The sequence below is a fragment of the Dactylosporangium sp. CA-052675 genome (assembly GCF_050947935.1).
Classification (GTDB): Bacteria; Actinomycetota; Actinomycetes; order Mycobacteriales; family Micromonosporaceae; genus Dactylosporangium.
In genome coordinates this window covers 7,512,864-7,534,188 of sequence record NZ_CP192010.1, presented here as the reverse complement: position 1 = coordinate 7,534,188, position 21,325 = coordinate 7,512,864, and the positions used below count along the sequence as shown (strand labels likewise).

Here is a 21,325-nt window from a genome sequence, read left to right as displayed (position 1 = left end):
GGCGTTCCATGTTTGCCGAGTGGACCTTGACAGCACTTCGCGGCCGACCCACGATGGTGCGACATGAAACCACGTTCCAAACGAAGCGCCGGACGCGGCGGGGGGAGGCCAGGTGGCGAGTGACGGGATCGGCATCCTGCTGGTCGGCGCCGGGTTCATCGCCGACGCGCACAGCGCCGCCGTGGCCGTGACGCCGGGCGCCCGCATCGCCGGGATCGTCGACGTCGACCCGGGCCGCGCCGCCGCGTTCGCCCGCTCGCAGGGCGGCATCCCACACGCGAGCGACCTGGCCCAGGCGCTGGCCTGGCCCGGCGTCGACGCGGCGATCGTGTGCACGCCCAACTTCACGCACGCCGGGATCGGCGCCGCGGTCGCCGGCGCCGGCAAACACCTGCTCATCGAGAAGCCCCTGACCACCACGGTGGCAGACGCGCGGGCCCTGCAGGCCGCGTTCGCCGGAAAAGGCCTGGTCCTCGCGGCCGCCCACACGCACCGCGCCTACGACTACGGCCGCGCGGTCAAGGCGGCCGTGGCCGGGATCGGCGAGCCGTTCCTGGTGCGCCTGGCGATCCTCGGCGGCTGGATCTGGCCCGACTGGAGCGCCTGGGTCGCCGACCCGGCCAAGTCGGGCGGGCACGCCCTGCACAACGGCGTGCACCTGCTCGACCTGGCGACCTGGTGGCTGGACGCCCGGCCGGTCGCCGTGAGCGCCCGCGGCCACCGGCAGACCGCCTCGGACCTGGGCATCTACGACTACCTGGAGATGGTGGTGGACTATGCGAACGGGGCCACCGCGGTGTGTGAGATGAGCCGGGCGCACCGGCCGGGCTCGTTCAACCAGCGGGAGCTGTTCGTCGCGGGCACGGGGGGTGCCGTCCGGCAGGACTGGGACGGCGAGGCCGCGGTGCTGCACGCCGAGCACGGCCCGGCCCTCGTGCCGGCCGCCGGGGGCAACGGCTTCGCGCTGCAGCTGCGGGCCTGGCTGGACAGCATCGGGGGCGCGGCGCCGCTCATGCCCGTGGAGGACGCGGTCCTCGCGGTCGCCATGGGCGTCGCCGCGGAGCGGTCCATCGCCACCGGCGAGCGCGTGACCCTCGACGAGGTGCTCGCATGATCCGCGTGCGGCTGCTCGGCGAGGCCGGGATCGGGACCCAGAACCACCAGCGCGACATGTACCGGCCCGCGTTCGAGCGGCACCCCGGGTTCACCGTCGTCGGCGACGACGAGGAGGCCGACGCCGTGAGCGTGGCGCTGCCGCTGCCGGAGCGGGCCGCGGCCATCGAGCGGGAGATCCGGGCCGGCCGGCACGTGCTGGCCGACAAGCCCCTGGCCGCCACGGCCGCCGAGTGCCTGCGCCTGGCCAAGCTGGCCGAGGAGCACGACGTCGTGGTCGTCCCGGCTCACCATCAGCGGCTGGGCGGCGCGCTGCGCTCGGCGAAGGCCGCCATCCGGGCCGGACGGGTCGGGCTGCCGTGGAACGTGCAGTGCGACTTCATCGTGGCCGGCGGGGACTTCGTCGGCGGCGCGGGGCCGGGCGGGGAACTGCTCAACCTGGGGCTGTACCCGATCGACATCGTCTGCGACCTGCTCGGCCTCGCGGTGACCGGCGTCCGTGCGACGGGCGGCCCGCTCGACACCCTCCAGCTCGACCACGAGCACGGCGTCACCAGCACCATCGTGGTGGGCCGGGTGCCGCCGGTGCACGGCACGGCCCCCGCGGGCCTGCTCCTGCACCGCTATCGGGTCAGCGGCTCCCACGGCGTGCTCCTCATCGACGCCACACGCCCGGCGCTGGAGGTCTCCACCGCTCAGGCGACGACCCGGGCGTGGATCGGGCCCGGCACCGTCGACACGCTGCTCGACGTGCTCGCGGCGGGCATCCGCACGGGCCGGGCCGAGCTCGGCCCGCGCGACGCGGTCCGCGCGCAGCGGATCGTCGAGGCGGCGCAGCAGTCCATCAACGAGGGCCGGGGAGTGCGACTCGATGCGATTCGTTAGCTATCTTCGCGATGGAGCCGTTCGCCACGGCCGCCTGGTGGACGACGAGACGATCGCCGAGCTCGGCGACGGCGACCTCCAGGCGCTGGTCGAGCGCGGACTGTCCGGTGTGGACGAAGGGCGCGGCGTCAGGCTCGCCGACGTCAGCCTGCTGGCCCCGCTGCGGCGGCCGGGCAAGCTGCTGGCCGCCGCGGCCAACTACCAGGACCACGTCACCGAGACCGGCGGCGAGCCCCTGGACAAGAGCCGGTTGTCGCCGCGGCTGTTCCTCAAGCCCCCCACCTCGATCGTCGGCCCCGGCGCGGTCATCCCGCTGCCGGACGTGAGCCACGAGATCGACTGGGAGGCCGAGCTGGCGGTCGTGATCGGCCGGACCGCGCGCGACGTCACGGCCGACGAGGCCCTCGATCACGTGGCCGGCTACATGGCCTCCAACGACGTGTCCGCGCGCAGCATGGACTACGGCTTCCAGCGCGACACCGACGACAAGGCCGTCTGGTTCTTCGACTGGCTGGCCGGCAAATGGTGCGACGGATTCGCCCCGCTCGGCCCGTGGCTGCTCAGCGCCGACGCGATCGGCGACCCCCAGGCGATCCCGGTGCGCCTCGACGTCAACGGCGTCACCAAGCAGCTCGGCTCGACCAGGGACATGATCTTCACGGTGGCCGAGCTGATCGCCCACGCCTCGCGGCTGATGACCCTGGAACCCGGTGACGTCATCCTCACCGGCACCCCCTCCGGCGTCGGGGCCGCCACCGGTGAGTACCTCAGGGCCGGCGACGAGATGACCGTCGACCTCGGCCCCCTGGGAACACTGCGCAACACGGTGGCCTGAGGCCGCGCCCCACCCTCGCACGTGCCAACCCCCCGATACAAAGAGGTGCCCATGAAACGGGTGTTCCTTGCCGGTGCCGCCGCGGTGGCGTTGCTCGCCGTCGCCGCCTGCACCGGCCCGAAGCCGGACACGACCTCCGCACCGGGCAAGTCGTCGCTCAACGTGTACCTCTACCAGGAGCCGGCCGGCGTCTTCAGCCCCCTGGCCCCGCTCAACGGCGCCGACTCGCAGGTGATGTCCTTCGTCTACGAGGGCCTGCTCGCCGTCGACCCGGACTACAAGCTCCAGCCGCGCCTGGCCGAGAGCTACGACGTGTCGCCGGACGCGACCACCTTCACGTTCCACCTGCGCAAGGGCCTCAAGTGGAGCGACGGGCAGCCGTTCACCTCCAAGGACGTGCTCTTCACCTACAACCTGCTGGCCAACCCGAAGTCGACCAGCGCCACCGCGGGCAGCTACAGCGGGGTCGCCGGCGTCGCCGACCTCACCTCCGGCAAGAGCACGACGATCTCGGGCTTCTCGGCGCCCGACGACAACACGTTCGTCATCAAGGCCGCCGCGCCCAACTTCGGGCTGATGGCCGTCATCGGCACCCCGTGGATCCTGCCCGAGCACATCCTCGGCAAGGACGCCCCCGAAGCCGTGGCCAAGAACGAGTTCTTCCGCAAGCCGACGGTCGGCATGGGCCCCTACACCTTCGCCGAGTACAAGACGAACCAGTACGTCCACGTCACCGCGAACCCGAACTACCGCAACCCGGCGAAGATCCAGGACGTCTACCTCAAGCCGATGACGTCCGACGTCGCCACCGCCCAGCTCGGCAACGGCGGCATCGACATCGCCTCCTTCTCGCCGACCGACGCGGCCACCGTCGCCGGCTTCAGCGGTGTCACCACCCAGGAGAAGCCCGGCGCCGGCTTCGTGCGCATGGCGCTGAACCAGTCCAAGCCCTACTTCCAGGACGTCCGCGTCCGCCAGGCGTTGCTCTACGCCGTGGACCGCCAGCAGATCGTCAAGACGGTCCTCATGGGCAAGGGCGAGGTGCGGCTGTCGAACTTCGCCAAGGCCAACGAGCCGGCCGGCCTCAACGACTACGCCAAGAACGTCGAGAAGGCCAAGCAGCTGCTCGCCGAGGCCGGCTGGGACCCGAACCGCACGGTGAACCTGCAGTGGGTGCACGGCCAGCGCGACCGCGACGCCACCGCGACCATCGTGCAGAGCGAGCTCGCCGCGGTCGGGGTCAAGGTGAACCTGGTGAACATCCAGGCGGCCCAGATCGCCGGCACCTACAAGGACAAGTCCTACGACATGACGCTCTACGGCGGCGGCAACTACGCCGTGGACTCCTCGTCGATCAACGTCATCACCGCCTGCGCGCAGCAGTACCCGGCCGGTGGCAACATCAGCTTCTTCTGCGACCAGAAGCTCGACGGGCTGATGACGCAGGCGAACCAGACCGTCGACGCCGGCGCGCGCAAGGCCCTCTACGACCAGGCCGCGAGCGAGGAGAACGCGCAGGCCGACCTCATGTGGCTGTACAACCCGTACGGCCTGTGGGGCGTGAGCAAGAAGGTCCAGGGCTTCCGGGCCCCCGGTTCGCAGGACGCGAACTTCTGGGACCCGGCGAGCTGGAGCATCACCGGCTGACGGCCGTGGCCGGGCGGGGGCACGCGCACCCGCCCGGCCCCTCACGAGTAAGGGAGTGTGAGCGAGTTTGGGCGCATACCTCGTCCGCCGGCTGCTGGTCAACGTGCTGGTCTTCTTCCTGATCACCGTCGCGATCTTCGGCCTGGTGCACAAGACCCCCGGCGACCCGATCGCCATGCAGGTCCCCGCGGACCAGCTCAACTCCGGCAGCGCCGAGTTCATCGCGCAGAAGCGCCACGAGCTCGGCCTGGACCAGTCGGTGGTCGTGCAGTACTGGCACTGGCTCTCCGGCGCCGTGCGCGGCGACCTGGGCTACTCGCTGCTCAACGGGCGCGCCGTCACCGAGGTGCTGGGCGAGCGCATCGGCCCCACGATCGAGCTGATGGGCGTCGCGCTCGTCATCTCGCTGCTGGTCGCCATCCCGCTCGGCATCGCCGCCGCCCGCCGGCGCAACTCGGTCGTCGACTACTCCGCGACCGTGGTCAGTCTCGGCTCCGTGTCGATCCCGGTGTTCTTCGTCGCGCTGATCGCCATCTACCTGTTCACGCTGAAGCTGCAGTGGCTGCCGTCGTCGGGCATCTCCGACCCGGCCGCGCCGAGCCTGCTGGACACGATCCGCCACCTCGTGCTGCCCGCGCTCATCCTGGGCTTCGGCAATTCGGGGCCCTTCATGCGGTACGTCCGCAGCTCCATGATCACCGAGCTGCAGGCGGACTACGTGCGCACCGCGGAGGCCAAGGGCGCACCCCCGCGCCGCGTGGTCCTGCGCCACGCCTTCCGCAACTCGCTCATCCCGCTGCTGACCGTCGTGGCGTCCAACGTGCCCCAGCTGCTCGCGGGCGCGGTCGTCATCGAGCAGGTCTTCGCCTGGCCCGGCATGGGCCAGCTCGCGGTGAGCTCGGTCAACCAGCACGACTACTCGGTCATCATCGGCTTCGCGCTGCTCATCGCGATCCTCGTGCTGCTGTCCAACCTGCTCGCCGATGTCCTCTACACGCTCGTCGACCCCCGGGTGAGGCTGCGATGACGATCCAGGTGGCGGACGAGGCCGCCGACCTCGGCGGCGGCGAGGCGACCCCGCGCCGCGGCGCGCTGCGGCGGTTCCGCAGGCATCCGGTGGCCCTGGCCAGCCTCGTGTTCCTGTTCCTGGTGGTGCTGGCGGCGCTGTTCGCCCGGCCGCTGTCCGGGCACGACCCCAACCAGATCGACCTGCTCGCCGCGCGGGCCGCGCCGTCGGGGGAGCACTGGCTCGGCACCGACTCCACCGGCCGCGACGTGTTCAGCCGGCTGCTGTTCGCCGGGCGCGTGTCGCTCGGCGTGGGCATCGCCTCGGCCGCCCTCGCCGTGGTCGTCGGCACCGTGCTCGGCGGCATCGCCGGGCTGCTCGGCGGCTGGGCCGACGGGCTCGTCATGCGCGTCGCCGACGTGTTCATGTCGTTCCCGTCGCTGGTCGTCATCGTGGTCGTCGCCGGCATCCTCGGCCCGAGCGTGGTCACCATGGTCATCGCGATCGGCCTGTTCCAGTGGCCGGTCTGCGGCCGGATCGTGCGCGGGGTGACGCTGTCGCTGCGCGAGCAGGAGTACGTCCTGGCCTCCCGGGCCACCGGCGCCGGCCCGATGTGGCTGCTGCGCCGGCACATCATCCCCGCCGCGCTGCCCCCGGTCAGCGTGGCCGCGACCCTGGCCGTCGCCCAGGCGATCGCGCTGGAGGCGACGCTGTCCTTCCTCGGCCTGGGCGTGCAGCCGCCGTCGGCCAGCTGGGGCAACATGCTCACCGACGCCCAGAGCCTCACCGTCATCCGCACCGAGCCGTGGCTGTGGCTCTCCCCGGGCGTCGCGGTCGCGCTGACCGTGCTCGCCGTCAACTTCATCGGCGACGGCCTGCGCGACGCCGTGGATCCGAGGCAGTCATGAGCGTGCTGCTGCGGATCGAGAACCTCAGCGTCGACTTCCACACCGACGACGCGGTCGTGCACGCCGTCGACGGGGTCGACCTCGAGGTGCACGAGGGCGAGATCGTCGCGGTGGTCGGCGAGTCCGGCTCCGGCAAGACGGTGACCGCGATGTCGGTGCTGCGCCTGCTGCGCGAGCCGCCGGCCCGGGTCAGCGCGGACACGCTCGCCTTCCGCGGCCAGGACCTGCGCGGGCTGTCACCCCGGCAGCTGCGGGCGATCCGCGGCGGGCCGGTCGGCATGATCTTCCAGGACCCGATGACCGCGCTGAACCCGGTGCTCAGCATCGGCGAGCAGATCGCCGAGGCCGTGCTGCTGCACCAGGACCGGCGGGACGGCAGGGCGGCCCGGGCCCGCGCGGTGCAGCTGCTCGCGCTCGTCGGCGTCCCGGACGCGGCCCATCGCGCCCGGCAGTACCCGCACGAGTTCTCCGGCGGCATGCGCCAGCGCGCGATGATCGCGATGGCCATCGCCAACGACCCGGACCTCATCATCGCCGACGAGCCGACCACGGCCCTCGACGTGACCATCCAGGCCCAGGTGCTGCAGCTGCTGCGCAAGGCCCAGCGGGAGACCGGCGCGGCGACCATCCTCATCACCCACGACCTCGGCGTGGTGGCCGAGCTCGCGGACCGGGTGGTCGTCATGTACGCCGGCCGGGTCGTCGAGACCGCCGAGGTGCACGCGCTCTTCGGCCGGCCCCGCCACCCGTACACCCTGGGCCTGCTGGCCAGCCTCCCGCGCATGGACACGGAGACGGACCGGCTCGACCCGATCCCGGGCAACCCGCCGAACATGGCCGCGCCGCCGCCCGGCTGCCCGTTCCATCCGCGCTGCCCCCTGGCGCGGGACGTCTGCCGCACCGAGCGCCCGGCGCTGCTGGACCTCGGCGACGGCCGGCGCAGCGCCTGCCACTTCCACGAGGAGCTCGCATGACGCAGCCACTGCTGAAGGTGGAAGGCCTCGCGAAGCACTTCCCGATCCGCAAGGGCGTGCTGCGCCGCCAGGTCGGGGCGGTCCGGGCCGTCGACGGCGTCGACCTGGAGCTGGCCGCGGGGGAGACGCTGTCGCTGGTCGGGGAGTCCGGCTGCGGCAAGTCCACCACCGGCCGGCTGCTGGTGCGCCTGCTCGAACCGACCGCCGGGCGAATCCTGTTCGAGGGCGCCGACCTGGCCCGGCTGCCCCAGAAGCAGCTGCGGGCGAAGCGGCGCGACATCCAGATCATGTTCCAGGATCCGTACGCCTCCCTGTCCCCCCGCATGACCGTGCACGAGATCGTCGCCGAGCCGCTGCGGGTGCAGGGCCGCTACGCCGACGGCGGCGCCGAGCGGGTCGCGGAGCTGCTCCGGCTCGTCGGGCTGCGCCCCGAGCACGCCCGCCGCTACGCCCACGAGTTCTCCGGCGGCCAGCGCCAGCGCGTCGGGCTGGCCCGGGCGCTCGCGCTCGACCCGCGGCTGCTCGTGCTCGACGAGCCGGTGAGCGCGCTGGACGTCTCCGTGCAGGCGCAGGTCGTCAACCAGCTGCGGGACCTGCAGGACCGGCTCGGCCTGGCCTACCTGTTCATCTCCCACAACCTGTCCGTCGTGCGGCACATCTCGCACCGGGTCGCGGTGATGTACCTGGGCGGCATCGTGGAGACGGGCACCCGGGCGGACATCTTCACCCGCCCCACCCACCCGTACACGCAGGCGCTGCTGTCCGCGATCCCGGTGCCCTCGCCGGTGGGGCGGGACGAGCGGGAGCGCATCACGCTGACCGGGGACGTGCCCAGCCCGGCCGACCCGCCGTCGGGTTGCCGATTTCGCACCCGCTGCTGGAAGGCCCAGGATGTCTGTGCGCGGGAGACACCCACCCTGATCGATCGCATCGGGGCCGGCCATCCCAGCGCCTGCCACTTCCCCGAACTGCCCACCACCCCGTAGCCGCTGCAAGGAGGCCGTCATGGCCCGCACCTCTCGCACCGCCCGCCCGGTGCCCGTCGACGACACCAAGCCGGCGTCGGCGAACTACCACGCCAACGCGCTGGCCCGCGGCCTCGCGCTGCTGGAGATGCTCGCCGCCGAGCCGGAGCCGCTGACCGTCAACGACCTCAGCGAGAGCACCGCCCTGCCCAAGAGCACCCTCGTCCGGCTCCTGGCGGTCCTGGCGGAGATGGAGTACGTGGTCAGGGTCGACGAACGGCCCTCGTACCGCCTCGGGCACAAGGTGCAGCGGCTCGCCAGCGCGTACGTCTCCTCGCTCGACCTGACCGTGGTCGCCGAGGCCTACCTGCGCCCGGTGGCGCTGCGCACCGGGCAGACGGCGAACCTGGGGGTGCTCGACGGCGACCAGGTGCTGCACATCTGCGTCGCCGAGCCGGACCGCCCGCTGCGGTTCACCACCGCGCTGGGCGCCCGCGACCACACGTACTGCACCGGCCTGGGCAAGATGCTGCTGTCGGAGCTGCCGGAGGCCGACGTCGCCGCGCTGCTGCCCGCCGAGCCCTTCCCCGCGTTCGCCGAGAACACCGTCACCACCCACGCCGAGCTGCGCAAGGACCTCAAGCGGATCGCCCGGCGCGGCTACGCGCTCGACGACAACGAGCGCAGCGCCGGCCTGCGGTGCGTGGCGGTCGGCGTGCGCATCGGCCAGGACCTGCTGGCCGCGGTCAGCGTCTCGGGGCCGGCGGGGGAGTTCACGGCGCCGAAGCAGCAGGAGTACGTCGCCGCGCTGGACGAGGTCGCCAAGGCGATGGCCGACGACCCCGACTTCGCCGCGGCCCTGCGCATCGTGCACCGCTCACTCCGCCCGGCCGGGAAACCCTAGTGGCCGACGTACGCGATGCACTCCACCTCGACGCGCACGTCGCCGCGGCCGAACGCGACGACCACCGTGGTCCGCGCGGGCGGGGCGGCGCCGAAGCGGCGGGCGTAGACCTCGTTGAACGGGGCGAACAGGGTCGCGTTGGACAGGAACGCGCCGACCTTGACGATCTGGTCGACCCGGGCCCCGGCCGCGGCGAGCACCGTCTCGACGTTGTCGAGGGTCTGGTTCACCTCGGTCTCGAAGTCGCCGAGGTGGATGGAGCCGTCGGCGGTCGTGGCGACCTGGCCGGAGACGAACACGAAGCCGCCCGCCTTCGTGGCGTGTGACAGCGGAACGGCGACGGGGGCGAAGGAGTCGGGATGGAAGCGCTCGATCATGAGCAGATGGAACCACATTCCACGTTATTGCTCCAGGGTGGCACGGTGCTGGACGGCACCGGCGCGCCCGGGATCACGGCCGATGTCCTGATCCGCGACGGGGTGGTCGCGGCCGTCGGGCCGTGCTTGCCGGCGGAGGCGCCCGTCTTCGACGCGACCGGGCGGATCGTCTGCCCGGGCTTCGTGGACCTGCACACCCACTCCGACCTGACGCTGCTGTCCGGCCCGGAGGCGCGCAGCAAGGTGCACCAGGGCGTCACCACCGAGGTCGTCGGCAACTGCGGGCTCGGGGTGGCCCCGCTGCCGCCCGGCGCCGACGTCGAGGGCATCCGGCAGGCGGTGAGCTACCTCGACCTCGACCCGGCGATCGGCTGGCCGTGGCGGGACCTGAGCGGGTACCTCGCCGCCGTGCGCGCCGCCCGCCCGTCGGTGAACGTGGCCGCGCTCGTCGGGCACGTCCCGCTGCACGCCTCCGTGTGCGGCTTCGACGACCGCCCGGCCACCGCCGCCGAGCTGGACCGCATGCGCGGGCTGCTCGCCGACGCGCTCGGCGAGGGCGCCCTGGGGCTGTCGACCGGGCTGGTGTACCCGCCGCTGACCTACGCCCGCGAGGACGAGCTCGTCGCCCTCGCCCGGGTCGTCGCCGGGGCCGGGGCCGTCTTCACCTGGCACGTGCGCAGCTACGACGACGGGCTGCTGGACTCCGTCGCCCAGGCGGTCCGGGTCGCCCGGGCCACCGGGGCCCGCACCCAGATCTCGCACCTGGCCGCCGTCGGGCGCCGCAACTGGGGCGCGGTGCGCGGCGCCCTCGACCTCGTCGACGCCGCCAACGCCGGCGGGTGCGAGATCGGCGTCGACATCTACCCGTACGTGCACGGCAACGCGCCCCTGTCCCAGCTCCTGCCGGCCTGGGCGCTCGAGGGCGGGGCCGCCGCGTGGGCGCCCCGCCTGCGCGACCCCGCGGTCCGGGCCCGGATCAGGCGGGCCTGGCTCGACCGGCCCACCGGCTGGGACGAGCTGACCGTCAGCTGGACCAGCCGCGGCGACGCCGACCCGGTCGTCGGGCGCACCCTGGCCGACCTCGGCGGCGCCGACGCGACCCTCGACCTGCTCGCCGAGCTCGGCGCGGGCGCCATGATGACCGCCGGCGGGCGCAGCGAGGACGACCTGCGCACGGTCCTGTCGCACCCCGCGGCCGTGGTGGCGTCCGACGGGCTGGCCCTGGACCCGGGCGGGGTCACCGGCGCCGGGGTCCCGCACCCGCGCAGCTACGGGTGTTTCCCGCGGTACCTCAGCCGCTACGCCACCGACCTGCCCGACGCGGTGCGCCGCTGCACCTCCGAACCGGCCCGCCGCATCGGCCTGCCCGGCCTCGGCGTGCTGCGCCCCGGCGCCCCCGCCGACGTCGTCGTCCTCGACCCGGCCACGATCGCCGACACCGCCACCTTCACCGCGCCGCACCAGCTGGCCACGGGCATCGACCTGGTGCTCGTGGGTGGCGCGCCGACCGTCGAGCGCGGCACGCACACGGGCCGGCGGGCGGGGCGGGTCCTGTACCGCACGAGAGGAACCACGCGATGATCGACGTCCACACCCACTGCCACCTCGCCGAGCACTGGGGCTGCGAGTGGCACCGCAACTGGCAGCCCGTCTACGGCCACGAGTACGCCGACCGCACGCCCGAGCAGTACGACGAGGCGATGGCCGCGGCCGGCGTCGACCTCGCGTTCGTCTTCGGCATGCGGGCCACCCGCGCCGGGGTGCTCACCCCGAACGAGTTCGTCCAGGACTTCGTCGCCCGGACGAGCACGAACACCATCGGCTTCATGGCCCTGGACCTGTCCGACCCGGACGTCATGGACCAGCTCGCCGACGGCATCGCCCGCGGGCTGCGCGGGGTCAAGCTCTACCCGGTGCTGGCCCACTTCGACGCCCGCGACGAGGCCCACGACCCGTTCTTCCGGGCCGCGACCGAGGCCGGGCTCATCGTGCTGTGGCACATGGGCACCACGCCCAGCCCCGAGGGGCGCCTGGAGCTGTCCGACCCGCTGCTCGTCGACGACGTCGCCCGCCGGCACCCGCGGCTCAAGCAGATCATCGCGCACCTCGGGCACCCGTGGCAGCGCGAGACGATCGTCGTGCTGCGCAAGAACCGCAACGTGTTCGGGGACGTCTCGGCCTCGTGGGCCCGGCCCCTCGACGGGTTCATGGCGCTGGTGCGGGCGCAGGAGTGGGGGGTCGTACCGAAGCTGCTGTTCGGCTCGGACTATCCGATGTGGACACCCGCCGAGGCCAAGGACGGGCTGCACCGGCTGGCGCGGATGCGCCCGGGCGGCCTGCCGCCCATCGAGCCGGAGACGGTCGAGTGGCTCATCGACGGCGACCCGCGCGCGGCCCTGGGGCTGGCCGGATGAGCCCCGTCGCGGAGCTGCCGACACCCGCGCTGCTCGTCGACCTCGACCGGCTGGAGCGCAACGTCGCCCGGATGGCGGCCGCGTTCCGCGGGGCCGGGGTGGGGCTGCGGCCGCACGCCAAGACCTCCAAGTGCCTCGAGGTCGTCCGCCGCCAGCTCGGCGCGGGCGCCCTGGGCATGACCTGCTCGACCCCGGCCGAGGTGGCCTGGCTGCAGGCCGCGGGCGTGCCCGACCTGCTGTGGGCGCACGCCCCGGTCGGCCCGCCCAAGGTCGCCTTCGTCGTCGACGCCGTGCGCAAGGGCGGCCTCACCGTGGCGCTGGACTCGCTGGAGGCCGCCGCGCCGCTGTCGGCCGCCGCCTCCGCCGCCGGTGTCGAGGTGCCGTTCGTGCTGGAGGTGAACACCGGCCACGCCCGCCTCGGCGTCGAACCCGGGCACGTCCCGGCGACCGCCGCCTCGCTCGCGGCCCTGCCCGGGTTGCGGCTGCGCGGGCTGCTCACCCACGAGGGGCACCTCGCCGCCATGCCGGACCGGCCGTCGCTGGAGGCCGCCGGGCGCACCGCGGGCGCGCTGCTGGCCCGGCTCGCCGACGGGCTGCGGGCCGCCGGGCACGCGATCGACGTGGTCTCGGTCGGCAGCACCCCCGGAGCCACCTCGGCCCCGTTCGCGCCCGGCGTGACCGAGGGCCGGCCCGGCACCTACGTGTACTACGACGCCAACCAGATCCGCCTCGGCTCCTGCACCATCGAGGACTGCGCGCTGACGGTCCTCGCCCGCGTGGTGTCGGTCCAGCGCGCGGGCCGCCCGATCATCGACGCCGGGATCAAGGCGATGAGCTCCGACACGATCGCCGCGGCGGGCTCGGTCGGCCTGGTCGGCACCCCGGACGTCACGTTCGCCGACGCCAACGAGGAGCACGGCTTCCTGCTCGACCCCGGTGGGCGCCTCGCGGTCGGCGACCTGGTGCGGATCGTGCCGAACCACGCCTGCGGCACCACGAACATGTGGAGCCACCTGTACGCGGTCCGCGGCGACACCGTCGAGGCCCGCTGGGAGATCTCCGCCCGGTACTAGACCCTCGCCCGCCCCCGCCGGCCGCGGCCACCGGCGAGCAGGCCGGCTCCGAGGAGCAGACCCCACACGAGAAACAGCGGATCCCACAGGTAGGCGTGGCCGATCATCGCCTGCCGGTCGAAGCCGCCCTCCGGCCGCAGCGCACCACCCAGCACGAGCCAGGCCACGATGGAGTTCAACGCCCCGTAGCCGGTGAGCACGACGGCGGCCAGCCACGCGAACGCTCGCCACGCGCCCGGGCGGGGCACCGGCCTGCCGGCGGCCACGAGGGGAACGGCCACGACCACGCATTTCACCGCGGCGACGGCGACCAGCACCAGGCCGGCGGTGACGGGCGCCTCCCGCGCGTAGGTCACCGCCCACTCGCCGACCGTCGGCAGCAGCCGGCGACCGCCGAGCGCCCAGTAGAGACTGAACCCGGCATGGACGAGGCCCGCGGCCGCGGCGGCCAGGAGGAGACGGGTCTGCGCCGGCGGGCCCGGCCTGGCCCGGTGCCCGAAGCGCCGCACGGGTTCAGAGGAAGCGGGCACTCGGCACCGGGCCCGGGGACCACAGGCGGTCGCGGCGGCCGGTGAGCGGCCACCCCGCCGTGAGCGCGGCGGCGAAGGCCGCGAGGTCCGCCGGGGTGTCGCCCGGGGCCACCTCGTCCTCGTCGGGCGCCGTCTGCAGGACGACGGCGGCCAGCGCCTCGGCCGGGCGGTCGTCCGCCGGGACCGGCTCCGGCTCGCCGCCGGGCGGGAAGCGCGTGTGCTCGCTCCACGGGGGCACCAGCGACTGGTACAGCAGCCCGCTCGCGTCCGGCGCGACCGGGCCCGGGTCCGTCCACGACGTCGCGTGCTCCACGAGCAGCGCGCCCGGCGCGCGCTCGGCCAGCGTCTGCCGGGGCACGGCGGGGTCGGCGAGGTCGTAGGCGGCGATGATCGTGCCGGCGCGGCCGGGGGCGTACGGCTGGGCGGGCAGCCCCAGGGCGGAGGCCAGCGCCAGGCCGAAGATCGAGCTGCCCCGGTCCGGCAGCAGGCTGACGCTCGACGGGGCCGGGCCGGCGGCCTCGAGCACGACGCGGAGGCGTTCGATCGTGCGGCGCAGCGCGGCCGGGCTGTCGTGCAGGTACGCGTAGCGGCCGCGCATCGGCTCGTCGAAGCCGTAGGGGGACAGGTGCAGCAGGACGCCGCCGTTGAGGACGTAGTGCCAGGAGCGCAGCGCCTGCCCGTCGAGCGGGCCCGGCACGGCCGCGGCGCGCTCGAGCATGCCGGACAGGCGCCCCCGGGCGTGCGCCCAGTCCGGGGGCGGCGGGGCGAGGCGCCCGGCGGTCCGGCGGGCCCGGTCCAGGTCGCCGGACATGACGCTGTAGAAGGCGAGCAGGTAGCGGTCCGGCCAGTCCTGCAGGCCGGCGTCGTTCGCCTCGAGCACGGCGACGGCATCGCCGTAGCGGTAGGCGTCCTCGTAGGCGGCGGTCAGCTCGGTCAGGATCCGGCGGTCGCCCGGTGCCGCGTCGAGGGACGCCTCCAGCAGGGGGATGGCGATCCGGGAGATGCCGCGCTCGACGCAGGCCCAGCCCAGCTGGTACAGCCGCCCGGCGTCGCGGGGATCGGTCACCACCGCGTCGGCCGCCTCGGCCAGGTCGTCGAAGCCGGCCAGGCGCCCGGCGCGGGCCAGCAGCGCCGCCAGCTCGGCGGCCGGCGCGCCGGCCGCGGCGGTCAGCAACGTGCGGATCGCGCCGCTCAGGTCGCCGGCGTCGAGGCGTTCGGATGCCGCAACGAGGTCACTCATGATCGCCCACCCTATCCGGCGCGCCGCACGTCGATGGCCCCGCTTGACATGGAACGGCATTTCACATGGGCTGTGGCCATGAAGGTCATGACCATCTACGCGCACCCCGCGGACACCATCACCAACTGCGGCGGGACGCTGGCCCGCCACGCCGACGCCGGCGACGAGATCGTCGCGCTCATCCTCACCCACGGCGGGCGCATCCACGCCAACCGGTACGCGCAGGAATGGCGCAAGGACCGCCCCGACGCCGCCATCGCCGGCGCCGGCCTCGACGAGATCGTCGCGTTCAAGAAGGGCGAGCTGGAACGGGCGGCCGAGATCGTCGGCATCTCGCGGCTCGTCACCCTCGACCGCGACGACCGCGAGGCCGGCCTGCACGAGTCGCTCGTCGAGACGGTCGCGGAGCACGTCGCGGCCGAGCGCCCCGACGTCATCATCTGCGACTACCCGCAGAACCCGGTCATGGCGGCCAACACGCACACCGTGGCCACCACGACGGTCCTGGCCGCGCTCGGGCGTGCCGGGGCCTACCTGCGCAACCTCGACGGGCAGGCCGAGTACCACGTCAAGCAGGTCTTCCTCACCTCCCTGCCGGTGTTCCCGATCGACGGGCTGAGCCTGTACGGGGTGCGCAACGACGTGTTCGTGGACATCACGCCCGTCGTCGGGCGGAAGGTCGCGGCGATGGACTGCTTCGACAGCCAGGGGTACTCGGGCCTGTTCGCCCGCAAGCTCATCGAGTCGGCCAACGGCGAGGCCGGGCGGGCCGCGGGCGTCAACTTCGCCGAGGGCTTCTACCGCCTCTACAACGAGACCCATGCGACGCTGCCGCTCACCGACGCGGCCCGGGCGGCCGACCCGCTCGTGCGGCACGTGGAGTACAGCCGCATCAGCCTGCGGGAGGAGTACCCGCTGCCACCGCAGTCCTGATCATCCGCATTCCTGATCATCACCGTTCACGTCGGCGTCGACTGCTGCTAGCGCGGGACCGGCACACTCCCGGCTGTGCCGCACGGACGCCGTCTCGTCGGGGCCGTGACGGCTGGTCTCGCCGCGGCCCTGATCGCCCTGTTCACCCTGCCCGGGCCGGCCGCCGCGCACCCCTTCGGCGACCCGCAGACGGTCGCCATCGACGCCGACCCGGCCCGGCCCGAGGTCGTCCACGTGCGCTGGAAGGCCGGCGGCCGCGACGACCTCGTGCTCCTCGGCGTCTTTCTCGGCCTGCTGCCCAAGGACCGCGTCATGCTCGACGGCGCGGTGTTCTACCGCGACGCCGACGCCGCCGCGATCGGCCCCTCCGGCCGCTTCGCCGCCTACCTGCTCCGGCAGATCACCGTGACCGGCGACGGCAGGGCGTGCCCGGGCACCGTGCGCCCGCCCGCCGACCTGGCCCGCGGCGGCGTGGCGATCGACTTCACCTGCCCCGGCCCGGTCGGCACCGCCACGGTCGCGGTGCGCACGCTCACCGACCTCAACCCGGCGTACCAGACCCTGGCCACCGGCCCGGCCGGCGAGCGCACCGTCTACCGCCAGGGCGCGGACTCCCACGACTGGCCGCTCGGGCCGGCGCCGGAGCGGCACCTGGGCCGCAGCGCCGCGCTGCAGATCGGTCTCGTCGTCGGCGTGCTGCTGGCCGCCGTCCTCGTCATCCGGAAGATCCGCAAAGGAGCAAGATGAGGCACCACTTGCGGCGGCTGCTCGCCGTCGCCCTGGTCGGCGGGGCGATCGTCGCGGTCGGACCGGCCGCGGCCGACGCCGAGACCGCCCCCTCGACGGGCGCACCGCTGCTGAACCTGCGGGACGGGCAGACGCTCGAGGGCACCGTGCGGGTCGAGGCGGAGCCGACGATCGACAACGACTCGGTCGCGGCGCTGACGGTCGACGGATCCCCGGTGGCCGCGCAGCCGACCGCCGGCACCGCGCACTTCGCCTTCGACATGGGCGGCAACGGTACCGAGGCCAGGTACCACAACTACATCACCGTGAACGAGCACACCGCCGAGGCCGACCGGGTCTACTTCCCCGACATCCCGGGCGGGCGCAGCGGCTCCCTCGACTTCCCCGGCGCCTGGCTGCACCCGGGCGCGAACACGATCACCGTGCACGCCGGCGCGAACTGGGTCGACACCACCAACGCCGCCGCCGCCGGGGTCCAGACGCTGCCCGACGGCGAGGGCCTGCGCTGCCCCAACTACGACGACTTCCCGCTGAGCAGCCTGAGCCTCAGCCTCGTCGGCGTCGTGGCCGACGGCGAGCAGAACTCCTTCAGCTACAGTTTCGGCGACGGTACCTGCGGCAGCAGCCCCCACCTGCTCACCCAGGACCTGACGTTCGTCGTGTCCGGCACCCCGGGCGGGACCGCCGGCCTCGGCGCCGACCTCGACACCCGCTCCCTCGCCAACGGCTCGCACACCGTCGCCGCCACCACGAAGTCCGGCGCCACCGCCCGGGTCGCGGTCGCGGTGAACAACGCCCCGGCCGGCGCGCCGAAGATCACCCCGGCCGAGGGCGCGCTCGTGCGCGGCACCCGTCCGGTCATCGCCGCGCTGCCCGCGGGCGGCTCCGGCACCGTGAGCTCCCTCGCCGTGGACGGCAAGGCCGCCGAGAACGCCGAGACGCTCGCCGCCGGCACCGCCACGCTCGGGCTGACCGTCGAGGCCGGCAACTCGGTCGAGGCCAAGTACCACAACTACCTGCTCGTCAACGGCAACCGCGTCGACCTCGGCGGGGACTACGGCGTCGCCGGCCAGGAGACGGTGGCGCTGCCGTTCCCCAACCGCTTCCTGCACAACGGCGACAACGTGATCCGGATCAAGACCGGCGACTACAACGGCACGTCGAACGGGGCCACCTGCGCCAACCACGACGACTTCCGGATCACGCGCACCTCGGCGCTGCTGGCCCTCGGGACCGCCGGCACGGTGACGAACGGCCCGACGTACCTGTGGACGGGCGAGACCAGCACCGTGACGACCGACGCCTCCCTGGCCCTGGGCGACGGGACCTGCGGCGTCAACAAGGAGGCCGAGTTCCACTTCGACGTCTCCGGCGCGCCCACCGCGCGGACCGTCGACACCCTGGCCGCCGCGGGCGACGCGCACCTGCGGGTCTTCGTCGGCGGCAACGGCGCCGACAGCGGCTTCGACAACAAGGTGCTCATCAACGGCATCCCGCTCGACCTCGGCATCTGGGAGAAGGAGATCGCCGACCTCGCCTTCCCGAACGAGTGGCTGGTGCCCGGCGTCAACGTCGTCGAGTTCGTCGCCGGCAGCGACCACGGCAGCGCGAAGCCGGGCGGCTGCGACAACTACGACGACTTCACGCTGCGCGACTTCGCCCTCGCCCCGGCGACCGGCACCGCCACGCAGCTGACGAAGATGACCGCCGGCAACACCGTGACCATCGGCTCCGCCAGCTACGCCGCGGGCCGGCCGGTCACCGTGTACGTCGGCGACGGCACCTGCGGCAGCTCGTTCAACGCCACCCTGGACAAGACGGTGCTGTTCGACATCGCCGGCGCCCCGGCCGCGGGCCGCCGCGCCGACCTCGACACCACGAAGGTCGACGACGGCCGGCACACGATCACCGCCGTCGTGTCCGACAAGACCTCGACCCGCGGCTTCACCGTCGACAACACCGCCCCGCGGGTCGCCCAGAGCGTCCCGGCCGAGGGTCAGCGCCTCACCTCCACGGTCGCGCTGGAGGTCGAGGTCACCGACGCGACCGGCGTCGCGGGCAAGCCGGTCGTCACGCTCGACGGCCGGGCGGTCAACCAGGGCGACCCGATCGGCCGGGGCCTGCCCGCGGGCGCGCACACCATCGCGGTCACGGCCGCCGACACGCTCGGCAACACCGCCACCCGCGAGATCCACTTCACCAGCGCCAACATCCCCGACGTGCCCACCGAGCTCACCGCGAGCGTCACCGGCGCCAACCACCCCAGCGCGAACCTGTCGGCGAAGGTGCCGGGCGCGGCCGGGGTGGCGCTGACCGCCACGTTCACGAAGGCCGACATGGTGCTGCCGACCGGCGGCTACCAGGGCACCGCGACCGCCGTGCCGGCCGCCCTCGACGTCGCCCACGACACGAGCGTCGACGTGGGCTCGCTGCGGCCGCTCGACGGGCGCTCGCTCGCCACGCCCTCGTCGCGGGACGTGGTCTTTCAGCGGTACGACATCGGCATCGGCACGGCCGCCGATCCGACGCTGCGCTGGGAGGGCACGATCGACCCCGAGCGGGTCGTGGCGCTGCGGGTGTGGGACCCGGCCGCGAAGCGGTGGGTCGTGCTCACGAGCGCCCGCGGGCAGACCGGGCACAGCACCGTCCTGACGGCGCAGCTCGGCGACGGCTACCGCGACGGCGGGACCGTGCACGTGATGGTCACCGGCGAGGACCCCTTCGCCGACGACCTCTCGCCCCGCGACGCCACCGCCCAGCGGGACAAGGACCACCTCGAGGACCCCGGCAGCTACGACTTCGCCCTCGCGCACTTCACCGATACCCAGTACCTGACCGAGGGCGCCGCCGGCGGCACCTACGACAACTGGAACGGCAAGGCCGAGCCCTCCGACGTCGAGACCGCCGAGGAGCAGGCGATCTGGGCCGCCGCCTACCGCGACACGACCCAGTGGATCGCCGACAACGCGGCCGGGCGCAAGATCGCCTACACCGCGCACACCGGCGACGTCATCGAGAACGACTACTACGACCCGCTCGCCAGGAAGGCCGACGGCACGCTGCTGCGGCCCGGCCTCGACGAGCAGGTCGACAAGGAGCTGGCCCTCGCCTCGGGCTACCAGCGGATCCTCGACGACCACGGCGTGGTCAACCAGGTCATCGCCGGCAACCACGACGACCAGCTCGGCGCCGAGACCGGCCCCGACTCCCGGTTCAGCCGGACGTTCAGCGCCTCCCGCTACTACCAGGTGGCGAAGTCCTGGCCGGCCGGGACCGAGTACCACGCCTGGGACGAGCAGAACGGCGTGCCCGGCAAGGACAACCAGAACAACTACGTGCTGTTCTCGGCGGGCGGGCTCGACTTCGTCGCCGTCGGCCTGTCCTACGGGGTCACGCCGCAGGAGGCCAGGTGGGCCGACTCGATCTTCAAGCGCTACAAGGACCGCAACGGCATCCTGCTCTCGCACGACTACCTGAAGCCGTCGAGCAACCCCGACGGGCGCGGCGCGGACTTCTCGGCGCCGGACGGCTCGCCGCTGTACAAGCAGGTCGTGGAGGCCAACCCGAACGTCTTCCTGGTCCTCGCCGGCCACGAGCACGGCGTCGGCACCAACCTCAAGACCGGCGTCGGGGTCACCGTCGCCCACGACGTCGTCGAGCTGCTCGCGGACTACCAGTTCTACACGGTCCCGGCCGGCGAGCTGTGGCCGTCGCTCGTCGACGCGGCGGGGAACATCGACGTCAACGGCGACGGGGTGAGCGAGCACAAGGCGAGCGACCGGCTGCAGTTCGGCGCGAGCTTCCTGCGCCTGCTGCAGTTCGACGTCAAGCGGGCGGAGATGCACATCGACACGTACTCCCCGTTCCTGAACAACTACGGGGCGACCGAGTACGACATCCGCCAGGACGGCAGCCAGACGAAGCCCCGCTACAACGGCGCGGAGGACAACCTGACCCTGCCGGTCGACCTCACCAGCCGCAAGACGTCCTTCACCACGGACTCGCTCGCCGCGTACGTGCCCGCGGGCACGATCGGCACCGACCGGGTGACGCCGGGCGGCACGGCCACGGTGAGTTGGACCGGGCTGGCCCAGGCGACGTCGTACGCCTGGCTGGTCTCCGCCAGCAGCGCCGACGGCGGCGTGGCGGCGGCCCAGCCCGCCGTGTTCCGCACCGCCCGCGGGCACGTGAACCTGTCCGCGACCACGGCCGCGGTGGACTGGGGCACGGCCGCGACCGTCACGGTCAAGGCGGACGCGGAGGGCCTGCCGGTCGCCGGCACGGTCGAGCTCCGCGAGGGTGACAAGGTCCGGGGGAGCGCGGCGCTGAGCGGCAACGCGGTGACCTTCAAGCTGCCGCCGGGGCTCGCGCCCGGCCCGCACACGCTGCTGGCCACCCTCTCGGCCACCGACTCCTTCGACGCCGCGCAGGCCACCGTCACGGTCACCGTGAACGCGCCGGCGGCCTGGGCGGCGAGCAGGGTCTACGTGAGCGGCGACCGGATCTCCTACGACGGCCGGGTCTTCACGGCCTCGTGGTGGACCCAGAACCAGAAGCCGGGCGACCCCAACGGGCCGTGGCAGGAGCTCGCGATGACCGAGGACGGCGTGGCGCTGTGGACCGCCACGCGCATCTTCAACTCGGGTGATGTGGTGGTGTACCAGGGCAAGCGGTACCGCGCCGCCTGGTGGACCCGCAACCAGACCCCGGGCGACCCGAACGGCCCCTGGAAGGCGATCGCCTAGACCGCACCCGATTCGCAAGCCGGTCGGGC

Annotated in this window: 18 protein-coding genes; 15 read left to right on the top strand and 3 right to left on the bottom strand. The window is 73.5% G+C overall.

Going from position 1 to position 21,325, the window contains the following annotated elements; genetic code table 11:
* Positions 1 to 112 precede the first annotated feature (112 nt).
* The 9 genes from ACQP1P_RS33565 to ACQP1P_RS33525 all read left to right on the top strand — a co-directional run bounded on the left by ACQP1P_RS33565 (position 113) and on the right by ACQP1P_RS33525 (position 9,237).
* A complete protein-coding gene (locus ACQP1P_RS33565) occupies positions 113 to 1,114 on the top strand; it encodes a Gfo/Idh/MocA family protein (protein WP_433077080.1) in 1,002 nt (333 codons plus the stop codon).
* A complete protein-coding gene (locus ACQP1P_RS33560) occupies positions 1,111 to 1,998 on the top strand; it encodes a Gfo/Idh/MocA family protein (RefSeq protein WP_433077078.1) in 888 nt (295 codons plus the stop codon). Before ACQP1P_RS33565 ends, ACQP1P_RS33560 begins: the two co-directional genes overlap by 4 nt.
* Positions 1,999 to 2,035: 37 nt before the next feature.
* The gene (locus ACQP1P_RS33555) at positions 2,036 to 2,833 is read left to right on the top strand and encodes a fumarylacetoacetate hydrolase family protein (protein WP_433077076.1); all 798 of its coding nucleotides are present in this window, start codon (positions 2,036 to 2,038) and stop codon (positions 2,831 to 2,833) included.
* Between the two features lie 51 nt (positions 2,834 to 2,884).
* Complete coding sequence (locus ACQP1P_RS33550) at positions 2,885 to 4,480, top strand: ABC transporter substrate-binding protein (RefSeq protein WP_433077074.1); 1,596 nt, start codon at positions 2,885 to 2,887, stop codon at positions 4,478 to 4,480.
* Positions 4,481 to 4,547: 67 nt separating this feature from the next.
* Positions 4,548 to 5,507, top strand: a complete 960-nt coding sequence (locus ACQP1P_RS33545) for an ABC transporter permease (protein WP_433077072.1) — start codon at positions 4,548 to 4,550, stop codon at positions 5,505 to 5,507.
* Entirely contained in the window at positions 5,504 to 6,394 is an 891-nt protein-coding gene (locus tag ACQP1P_RS33540; protein WP_433077071.1) for an ABC transporter permease, read from the top strand. Before ACQP1P_RS33545 ends, ACQP1P_RS33540 begins: the two co-directional genes overlap by 4 nt.
* On the top strand, positions 6,391 to 7,368 hold the full coding sequence (locus tag ACQP1P_RS33535; RefSeq protein WP_433077069.1) for an ABC transporter ATP-binding protein: 978 nt from the start codon (positions 6,391 to 6,393) through the stop codon (positions 7,366 to 7,368). Before ACQP1P_RS33540 ends, ACQP1P_RS33535 begins: the two co-directional genes overlap by 4 nt.
* Positions 7,365 to 8,354, top strand: coding sequence for an ABC transporter ATP-binding protein (locus ACQP1P_RS33530; protein ID WP_433077067.1), 990 nt, complete (start codon positions 7,365 to 7,367; stop codon positions 8,352 to 8,354). Before ACQP1P_RS33535 ends, ACQP1P_RS33530 begins: the two co-directional genes overlap by 4 nt.
* A 19-nt stretch (positions 8,355 to 8,373) precedes the next feature.
* A complete protein-coding gene (locus ACQP1P_RS33525; protein WP_433077065.1) occupies positions 8,374 to 9,237 on the top strand; it encodes an IclR family transcriptional regulator in 864 nt (287 codons plus the stop codon).
* Here ACQP1P_RS33525 and ACQP1P_RS33520 read toward each other — a convergent pair.
* On the bottom strand, positions 9,234 to 9,614 hold the full coding sequence (locus tag ACQP1P_RS33520; RefSeq protein WP_433077063.1) for a RidA family protein: 381 nt from the start codon (positions 9,612 to 9,614) through the stop codon (positions 9,234 to 9,236). The genes ACQP1P_RS33525 and ACQP1P_RS33520 overlap by 4 nt on opposite strands.
* Before the next feature lie 45 nt (positions 9,615 to 9,659).
* Here ACQP1P_RS33520 and ACQP1P_RS33515 point away from each other — a divergent pair, with 45 nt between their 5' ends.
* Genes ACQP1P_RS33515 through ACQP1P_RS33505 form a run of 3 tightly spaced genes read left to right on the top strand, consistent with a single transcriptional unit; the run spans position 9,660 to position 13,101 of the window.
* Complete coding sequence (locus tag ACQP1P_RS33515) at positions 9,660 to 11,195, top strand: N-acyl-D-amino-acid deacylase family protein (protein WP_433077061.1); 1,536 nt, start codon at positions 9,660 to 9,662, stop codon at positions 11,193 to 11,195.
* Positions 11,192 to 12,028: an amidohydrolase family protein gene (locus tag ACQP1P_RS33510; protein WP_433077059.1), complete on the top strand. Its 837-nt coding sequence runs from the start codon at positions 11,192 to 11,194 to the stop codon at positions 12,026 to 12,028. Before ACQP1P_RS33515 ends, ACQP1P_RS33510 begins: the two co-directional genes overlap by 4 nt.
* Positions 12,025 to 13,101, top strand: coding sequence for an alanine racemase (locus ACQP1P_RS33505; protein ID WP_433077057.1), 1,077 nt, complete (start codon positions 12,025 to 12,027; stop codon positions 13,099 to 13,101). The genes ACQP1P_RS33510 and ACQP1P_RS33505 overlap by 4 nt, the downstream gene beginning before the upstream one ends.
* Here ACQP1P_RS33505 and ACQP1P_RS33500 read toward each other — a convergent pair.
* Together ACQP1P_RS33500 and ACQP1P_RS33495 are read right to left on the bottom strand one after the other, a co-directional pair.
* The gene (locus tag ACQP1P_RS33500; protein WP_433077056.1) at positions 13,098 to 13,610 is read right to left on the bottom strand and encodes a DUF3995 domain-containing protein; all 513 of its coding nucleotides are present in this window, start codon (positions 13,608 to 13,610) and stop codon (positions 13,098 to 13,100) included. The two genes, ACQP1P_RS33505 and ACQP1P_RS33500, sit on opposite strands and share 4 nt — an antisense overlap.
* 4 nt (positions 13,611 to 13,614) lie before the next feature.
* Positions 13,615 to 14,871, bottom strand: coding sequence for a hypothetical protein (locus ACQP1P_RS33495; RefSeq protein WP_433077054.1), 1,257 nt, complete (start codon positions 14,869 to 14,871; stop codon positions 13,615 to 13,617).
* A gap of 78 nt (positions 14,872 to 14,949) precedes the next feature.
* Here ACQP1P_RS33495 and ACQP1P_RS33490 point away from each other — a divergent pair, with 78 nt between their 5' ends.
* The 3 genes from ACQP1P_RS33490 (at position 14,950) to ACQP1P_RS33480 (ending at position 21,296) form a co-directional block, all read left to right on the top strand.
* Entirely contained in the window at positions 14,950 to 15,804 is an 855-nt protein-coding gene (locus ACQP1P_RS33490; protein ID WP_433077052.1) for a PIG-L deacetylase family protein, read from the top strand.
* A gap of 105 nt (positions 15,805 to 15,909) precedes the next feature.
* Positions 15,910 to 16,551 carry a hypothetical protein gene (locus ACQP1P_RS33485; RefSeq protein ID WP_433077050.1) on the top strand — a complete coding sequence of 214 codons (642 nt, stop codon included), beginning with the start codon at positions 15,910 to 15,912 and terminating at the stop codon, positions 16,549 to 16,551.
* Complete coding sequence (locus ACQP1P_RS33480) at positions 16,548 to 21,296, top strand: carbohydrate-binding protein (RefSeq protein WP_433077048.1); 4,749 nt, start codon at positions 16,548 to 16,550, stop codon at positions 21,294 to 21,296. The genes ACQP1P_RS33485 and ACQP1P_RS33480 overlap by 4 nt, the downstream gene beginning before the upstream one ends.
* The last annotated feature ends 29 nt before the right edge of the window (positions 21,297 to 21,325 follow it).

Bases quoted from the DNA above. Each gene is read 5' to 3' on its own strand.
- ACQP1P_RS33560 (WP_433077078.1), top strand. From the start codon at position 1,111: ATGATCCGCGTGCGGCTGCTCGGCGAGGCCGGGATCGGGACCCAGAAC.
- ACQP1P_RS33550 (WP_433077074.1), top strand. From the start codon at position 2,885: ATGAAACGGGTGTTCCTTGCCGGTGCCGCCGCGGTGGCGTTGCTCGCC.
- ACQP1P_RS33540 (WP_433077071.1), top strand. From the start codon at position 5,504: ATGACGATCCAGGTGGCGGACGAGGCCGCCGACCTCGGCGGCGGCGAG.
- ACQP1P_RS33535 (WP_433077069.1), top strand. From the start codon at position 6,391: ATGAGCGTGCTGCTGCGGATCGAGAACCTCAGCGTCGACTTCCACACC.
- ACQP1P_RS33530 (WP_433077067.1), top strand. From the start codon at position 7,365: ATGACGCAGCCACTGCTGAAGGTGGAAGGCCTCGCGAAGCACTTCCCG.
- ACQP1P_RS33525 (WP_433077065.1), top strand. From the start codon at position 8,374: ATGGCCCGCACCTCTCGCACCGCCCGCCCGGTGCCCGTCGACGACACC.
- ACQP1P_RS33520 (WP_433077063.1), bottom strand. From the start codon at position 9,614: ATGATCGAGCGCTTCCATCCCGACTCCTTCGCCCCCGTCGCCGTTCCG.
- ACQP1P_RS33510 (WP_433077059.1), top strand. From the start codon at position 11,192: ATGATCGACGTCCACACCCACTGCCACCTCGCCGAGCACTGGGGCTGC.
- ACQP1P_RS33505 (WP_433077057.1), top strand. From the start codon at position 12,025: ATGAGCCCCGTCGCGGAGCTGCCGACACCCGCGCTGCTCGTCGACCTC.
- ACQP1P_RS33495 (WP_433077054.1), bottom strand. From the start codon at position 14,871: ATGAGTGACCTCGTTGCGGCATCCGAACGCCTCGACGCCGGCGACCTG.
- ACQP1P_RS33490 (WP_433077052.1), top strand. From the start codon at position 14,950: ATGAAGGTCATGACCATCTACGCGCACCCCGCGGACACCATCACCAAC.
- ACQP1P_RS33480 (WP_433077048.1), top strand. From the start codon at position 16,548: ATGAGGCACCACTTGCGGCGGCTGCTCGCCGTCGCCCTGGTCGGCGGG.